General features: G+C 70.0%; 7 protein-coding genes. 1 reads left to right on the top strand and 6 read right to left on the bottom strand.

Annotation, left to right across the window (positions count from 1 at the left end):
• The 6 genes from VFS34_10585 to VFS34_10560 all read right to left on the bottom strand — a co-directional run.
• Positions 1–189, bottom strand: a 189-nt coding sequence (locus VFS34_10585) for a 1-deoxy-D-xylulose-5-phosphate reductoisomerase (protein ID HET9794900.1), incomplete at its 3' end; no start/stop codon positions are given.
• Positions 186–311: a hypothetical protein gene (locus VFS34_10580; GenBank protein HET9794899.1), complete on the bottom strand. Its 126-nt coding sequence runs from the start codon at positions 309–311 to the stop codon at positions 186–188. The genes VFS34_10585 and VFS34_10580, both read right to left, overlap by 4 nt.
• Positions 308–1,150: a phosphatidate cytidylyltransferase gene (locus tag VFS34_10575; GenBank protein HET9794898.1), complete on the bottom strand. Its 843-nt coding sequence runs from the start codon at positions 1,148–1,150 to the stop codon at positions 308–310. The genes VFS34_10580 and VFS34_10575 overlap by 4 nt, the downstream gene beginning before the upstream one ends.
• Entirely contained in the window at positions 1,150–1,941 is a 792-nt protein-coding gene (locus tag VFS34_10570) for an isoprenyl transferase (GenBank protein HET9794897.1), read from the bottom strand. Before VFS34_10570 ends, VFS34_10575 begins: the two co-directional genes overlap by 1 nt.
• Positions 1,938–2,735: a tRNA pseudouridine(38-40) synthase TruA gene (truA, locus tag VFS34_10565; protein ID HET9794896.1), complete on the bottom strand. Its 798-nt coding sequence runs from the start codon at positions 2,733–2,735 to the stop codon at positions 1,938–1,940. The genes VFS34_10570 and truA overlap by 4 nt, the downstream gene beginning before the upstream one ends.
• Positions 2,732–4,159: a hypothetical protein gene (locus VFS34_10560; protein HET9794895.1), complete on the bottom strand. Its 1,428-nt coding sequence runs from the start codon at positions 4,157–4,159 to the stop codon at positions 2,732–2,734. The genes truA and VFS34_10560 overlap by 4 nt, the downstream gene beginning before the upstream one ends.
• On the opposite strand from VFS34_10560, the gene VFS34_10555 reads away from it, so the two are divergent.
• Positions 4,151–4,457, top strand: a 307-nt coding sequence (locus VFS34_10555) for a glycosyltransferase (protein HET9794894.1), incomplete at its 3' end; no start/stop codon positions are given. The two genes, VFS34_10560 and VFS34_10555, sit on opposite strands and share 9 nt — an antisense overlap.

The raw sequence follows: 4,457 nt of genomic DNA, 5'->3' as shown, positions 1-4,457 counted from the left end.
CGCGACGTCCTCTTCGCGCTCGACCGAGACGATCTCCGGCCGGTATCGCCGCACGGCGTCGGCCAGCGGCTCGAGCTTTCGTCCCGCCGCGAGCGCGACGACCCGGAAGCGCTCGGGGAACGACGCGACCACGTCGAGCGTCGAACGCCCGATCGAGCCGGTGGCGCCGAGCAGGGCGATCGATCTCACGGGGCGTTTTCCCGCGTCTTCACCGCCGCGGCTTCGCGCGTCGCCCATTCCCGCGCGCCTTTCCGGCGCGACACGAGACGTCTCTCGCGCGTCTTCGCGAGACGTCGCTCGCGCGTCTTCACGACGCGACCGCCATCTTCACGAGGACGGCTCCGCAGAGGACCGGAGCTGCGAAGAGCAGGGAATCGACGCGATCGTAGAAGCCGCCGTGGCCGGGGAGGAAGACGCCGGAATCCTTCACACCCGCGCCGCGCTTGAACATCGACTCGACGAGATCGCCGATCTGCCCGGCGGTCGACGCGAGACCGCCGATGATCGCGGCTTCCGGCAGGCGGAACTCCGGGATGAAGAGCGCGGCGGCCCCGACCGCGATCAGGATCGATCCCGCGAACCCCCCGATCGAACCTTCGATCGTCTTCTTCGGGGAAACCGCGGGCGCGAGCTTGTGCCGCCCGAAGTTCCTGCCGACGTAATACGCGAACGAATCGCAGCCCCAGATCGTCACGAGGAGGAACAGGATCAGCCTCGGCCCGAATCGTCCCGACGCGCCGGCCAGGTTCACCCGGTCGAGCCAGATGAGCGCGCAGCAGGGGAAGACGACGAGCGGCAGTCCGAGCGTCGCGACGGCGGTTCCCGAGAGGGCCTGGGCGAGCGGAATCCCGGAGAGCATCAGCGCGGTCGCGAAGATCGCCGCGGAGCCGAAGATCCCGCCGGCGACCGTCAGGCCGGAGGGAGAGGGCGCGGGAACGACGGTCGCGGCGAGGATCGCCGCCGCGATCGCGAGCGCGAGCCATTTCGGGACGGGGATCCCCGATTTCTCCGCGAGCCGGTAGAACTCGGCGAGCGTCCCGAGCCCGAGCACGGCGACGAGAGCGCCGAACGCCTGCGGCGGCGCGAACCACAGGATCGCGAGGACGGCAGGAATGGCGACCGCCGCCGAGAGCTCGCGCTGCAGGCGCATCAGGCCGGAAGGCCGTGGTTCTCGAGCACGCCGCCGTAGCGCCGCTCGCGTTTCTGGAAATCGAGGATCGCCTCGTAGAGATCCTTCTTCCGGAAATCGGGCCAGAAGGTCTGCGTCACCCAGATTTCGGAGTACGCGATCTGCCAGAGGAGGAAATTCGAGACGCGCATCTCGCCCGACGTGCGGATCAGGAGGTCGGGATCGGGAATGCCCGCCGTCCCGAGCCGGGAGCCGAGAGTTTCCTCGTCGATCTGCTCGGGCGTGAGGCGGCCCGCGGCGACGTCGGTCGCGAGCGACCGGCAGGCGTCGACGATCTCGGTGCGGCCGCCGTAGTTCAGCGCGATGTTGAACGTCATCCCGCGGCAGGTCGAGGTCGCGGCGAGCCCCCGGATCAGCTCCTTCTGGACCGACGGGTCGAGCTCGTTCATCCGCCCGACGACGCGGAAGCGGATGTCGTTCTCCACGAGAGTCGCGAGCTCCTTGCGCAGGTACTCCTTGAGCAGCGTCATCAGGGTGACGACCTCGAAGCGCGGCCGCTTCCAGTTCTCGACCGAGAAGGCGTAGAGCGTCAGCGCGTCGAGCTCGAGACGCGCGCAGGTCTCGACCGCTTCGCGCACGGAGGCGATCCCGGCGCGATGTCCCTCGACGCGCGGCTTGCCGCGCTGCTTCGCCCAGCGGCCGTTGCCGTCCATGATGATCGCGATGTGGCGCGGCAGGCGCTTCGGGTCGATCCCCGAGAGCAGCGACTCCTCGACGGATCCCGGAGAAGCCAGGAGTTGGCGATCCTTCACGAGCCGTATCGTACAGCGGGAGAAGGCGAGACCGGCGCGGCGGCGGAGGCGCCCGGATCTCCCGGATAGAACACCTTCTCGAGCGTCAGTCCCCGCGGCTTCGCCTTGGCCGAGACGAGAGTCTTGTCGTTGCCCGCGAAAATGGCGTCGATCCGTTCCGGCCCGATCCGTCCCCGCCCCGCGTCCGCCAGCGTTCCGGCGATCGCGCGCGCCATCCCGCGCAGAAAGCCGTTCGCGGTCATCCGGATCTCGATTTCCGGCCCCGCCTCGAGCACCTCGCAGCCGAAGAGCTCGCGGACCGTCGATTCCGTCTCGGTTCCGGCCGTCGAGAACGGAAAGAAGTCCCGGACGCCGACGAGGCGGGAAGCGGCGGCCGCCATGAGGCCGGCGTCCGCGCGGGCCGAGAGAGGCGCGCGAAACAGCGCCTGCCGGGGAGGGATGACGCGTTCTCGCGAGAACCGGTACACGTACCGCTTTCCGGACGCGCTCGATCGAGCGTGGAAATCGTCCGAAACGACGCCGAGATCGAGCGCCCGGACGTCCCACGGAAGCCGGACGTTCACGGCCGCCACGATTCCCGCCGGGGGGAGCGGCGGACCGTCGAAATGCGCGACCTGGCCGTCCGCATGGACCCCGGCATCGGTCCGGCCGGAGCCGTGCACCCGGACCGGAGCCCCGAGCACGCGGCCCAACGCCGACTCGACGACCGCCTGGACGGTGCGCGGGGCGTTCTCCTGCACCTGCCAGCCGTGGAAGAACGTGCCGACGTAGGCGAGGGTCGCGCGGTACCTCATCGGCCGTCGCGCTCCGCGAGCTCCGCACCGTGGCGCGACATGTCCGCCTTCTCCGCCTCCTCCCGGCGAGCGACGGGCCGCCGCCGCGCCCCCGGGCTTCGCGGCGCCGGCGGCTCCGTCGCCGGGGCGAACATCGAGCCCGTTCCTCTCGCGAACAGGAACAGGAAAGCGAACGGGGCGTACTCGAGCGCGAGGACCAGTCCCGCCGAGAACGGCGCGACGGGATGGAGCAGCGCGTACCCGAACGGAACCGCGGCGGCGAGATAGAGGAAGGCGGGGCTCCGGTAGAGCGCGGCGAACGGCAGCACCCAGAGCACGTACCAGGGATGGACGACGGGAGACAGCAGCAGGAAGAGCCCCAGGGAAGCGCCCGCCGCGCGCACGGGATCGGCGACCCGGACGGCGATCGTCAGGAGTCCCGCGCCGAGCGCGGCGGCGAGCAGCAGCCGCGCGAAGAGCTCCGGGTAGAACCATCCCCAGGGCTTCTCCATCCAGGGGCGTTCGGGACGAGTCGACTTCCATCGGGCATAGGCGGCCTTGGCCCGGGGGGCGAGGCGCAGCGAATCGACCGCGGATTCGACGGCCGGATAGACGACGGAGTTTCCCGACCAGCGGGTCGCGAAGTTGCCGAGCCCCGCGGCGGGGCTCGTCCCCCCGCGCGCGGCCGCGAGCCAGCAGGCGCCTCCCGCGAGCACCGCCGCGGAGACGAACGCGACGCGGCCGCGCCGCACGAAAGGAAGGACGGCGAAGCCGCCGAAATACTTCACCATGACCGAGAGCGCGAAGGCGACGCCGCTCCGGAATGCGCGGGAGCGGCGCAGGAAGAGGAGCGCGGCGAGGAGCAGCGCGATCCCCGCCGAATCGAGATGCCCCATTCCCGCGCTCTCGAAGACCGCGAGCGGGAACGAGGCGTAGAGCGCCGCGCCGAAATCGCCTCCGGGAAAGCGCGGAAGGAGCCAGACGATCGCCAGATCCGCGGCGGCGAACGCCGCCTTGAGGACCAGGCGCGGGCGCCCCGTCCGGACGGCCGCGCGAAACATCGCCTGGGCCGCGGGCGGATAGACGGTTCGGGCGTCCCGATGCGCCGATCGCTTCCAGTCGTCGTTCCGGAGACCGGCGAGAGCCGGATCGTCGGGAGCGTACGCATACGGGGACACTCCCGACGCCGCGACGCGCCCGTCCCAGGCGTAGCGGTAGAGGTCTTCCGAGAGATCGGGAGCGCGGAAAAGGAGCGTGGCCCGGAAGAGCGCTCCCCACACGAGCGCCTGGCGGGGGGAAGCCGAACGCGCGAAAACGAGGGAAGCGGCGGCCGCCGCCAGACTCAGAACGAAAAACGGCAGCAGATTTGCTCGATAATCGGGCCCGGAGGCGACGACCAGATAGATCGTCTCCAGGAGAATGCCGAAGGCGAAACGATGCTGCATCTATCCGACCTGGCCATCTTAGCGTCTTACTACCTCGTGCTCCTGGCGCTCGCCGTGTACGGGTTCCATCGCATGATGATGGTCTACCTGTACTACCGGAACCGCGCCGCCGCTCCCGTGCCGCCGGGTCCGCTCACTCCGCTCCCGAAGATCACCGTTCAGCTTCCCGTGTACAACGAGCGCTACGTGATCGAGCGGCTGATCTCCGCCGTCGCCGCGCTCGACTATCCGCGCGAGCTCCTCGAGATCCAGGTGCTCGACGACTCGACCGACGACACGGCCGACATCGCCCGGGCCG

The organism is Thermoanaerobaculia bacterium (assembly GCA_035717485.1).
Taxonomy (GTDB): domain Bacteria; phylum Acidobacteriota; class Thermoanaerobaculia; order UBA5066; family DATFVB01; genus DATFVB01.
This window is presented reverse-complemented; position numbering and strand designations above follow the sequence as displayed.

Excerpts from the sequence above, each read along its gene's own strand:
- VFS34_10560 (HET9794895.1), bottom strand. The coding sequence starts at position 4,159 with ATGCAGCATCGTTTCGCCTTCGGCATTCTCCTGGAGACGATCTATCTG.
- truA (HET9794896.1), bottom strand. The coding sequence starts at position 2,735 with ATGAGGTACCGCGCGACCCTCGCCTACGTCGGCACGTTCTTCCACGGC.
- VFS34_10575 (HET9794898.1), bottom strand. The coding sequence starts at position 1,150 with ATGCGCCTGCAGCGCGAGCTCTCGGCGGCGGTCGCCATTCCTGCCGTC.